This is a genomic window from Paraburkholderia sp. RL18-101-BIB-B, assembly GCF_046026985.1.
In the GTDB taxonomy this organism is placed as follows: domain Bacteria; phylum Pseudomonadota; class Gammaproteobacteria; order Burkholderiales; family Burkholderiaceae; genus Paraburkholderia.
This window is the reverse complement of sequence record NZ_JARESV010000154.1, coordinates 1-1,321: the sequence shown is the minus strand read 5'-3', so window position 1 is coordinate 1,321 and position 1,321 is coordinate 1. Positions and strand designations below refer to the sequence as shown.

The following is a 1,321-nucleotide window of genomic DNA, read 5'->3' as shown; positions in this document are numbered from 1 at the left end:
CTTTCGAGACGCTCGGCGCGCTGATCGTGTTGGCTGCTATCAACGCAGTCCGATTGTTTGGAGTCCTCCATTCGTTAGCGTGACGCTGCTTTTTCGCGTCACGGCATCGACTTCTTTCGCCAATCCCGACTATCGAGTGGCCACCGTCCACGAAGGCCGCAACGCGCCGCGCGAAATCGCCTAGCCTTGTTTCTGGCGTATCGAGACGACACCGGAGTCACGATGAGACGACGTTCACGGTTGCGAGTATGCGATCATTCGCAAAGTGCCGGCCTGGACCCGGGCGACATCGATCTCGCAACCTGGCCCGGAATCGACAGAGCTGCCCTCTCCCCTGAGCGTGAAGCGTTGTACGCGAGACGAGAGCGCGCTATCCGCCTGTACCTCGACGGCGCTACTGACGCGCAGCTTAAGACGGCATGCGCGATGGGCCGGGTCCAGACCTATCGCTTGCTCACCGAGCGCTGCCTCGCCGCCCACCCCGACGGAGATGTTCACGGCTGGCGCGGACTGCTGCCTTATGTGCGCGTTAAGTCCTACGACAGAAAGGCGCCCATCAAGCCTGACGCATGGGGAGGCGGAGCGGCCGGTGCGCTGCAATGGGTTTTTGAGTCCCCGGCAGGGCGTGGGTTCGAAAGCCAACTGCGCCAGCACATCCTGCGCAAACGCGGCGTCCTCGAATCTCCACTTCGGCCGCGAATGGCGGTGTTCCGATAGTTTCTCGCTGAATTGCGCGACCGCGGATTCGAGCGCCGGGGCGAATGGCCTTTCAACGTCGAGAAACGCGGTTACGTGACTCTCTCTCGCTTCATCGATCGCGTGCTTGCCGAAAACCCTGCCAGAGCACGACAACTTGCCGGCGACGACTCAGCGCGCAAGGCAGCCAGCGGCGACGGAACACGTCGACCACTTCTTGCGCCATTCGAGCGCGTCGAGTGCGACGCGCACAAACTTGACAGTCGGATGATGGTGCTGGTGCCTTCACCGCACGGCGGGACCGAGGCGCGCATGATTCACCGTCTGTGGGTCGTTGTGCTGATTGATGTAGCGTCGCGCGCTGTGCTTGGTTACCACCTGAGCTTGCGTCGGGAATGCGCAGCCGTCGGAAGTTGTGAAGCCAGGAGATAGTTCGCTCGACGACCCAGCGGGTTTTGCCCAGCCCGCTGCCGTGAGGTTCGCCTCGTCGGGCGATTTCGGCATCGATACCGATGGCGTGCAGGATCTGCAACGCAATCAAACGACTTAACGTCGAGGCCCGTCAAATCGAGCAACTCGACCGGTCCCATCCGGAATCCCATCTGTTCGCGCACAATCTCGTCGA

General features: G+C 61.8%; 2 protein-coding genes and 1 pseudogene. 2 read left to right on the top strand and 1 reads right to left on the bottom strand.

Annotation, left to right across the window (positions count from 1 at the left end):
* Both P0D73_RS46430 and P0D73_RS46425 read left to right on the top strand, forming a co-directional pair.
* On the top strand, positions 1–184 hold a 184-nt coding region (locus P0D73_RS46430), incomplete at its 5' end, for a hypothetical protein (RefSeq protein WP_408436453.1).
* Positions 185–222: 38 nt separating this feature from the next.
* Entirely contained in the window at positions 223–717 is a 495-nt protein-coding gene (locus P0D73_RS46425; RefSeq protein ID WP_408294562.1) for a hypothetical protein, read from the top strand.
* Between the two features lie 373 nt (positions 718–1,090).
* Here P0D73_RS46425 and P0D73_RS46420 read toward each other — a convergent pair.
* A pseudogene (locus tag P0D73_RS46420) lies at positions 1,091–1,207 on the bottom strand (IS5/IS1182 family transposase); the annotation flags it as partial.
* Positions 1,208–1,321: the final 114 nt, after the last annotated feature.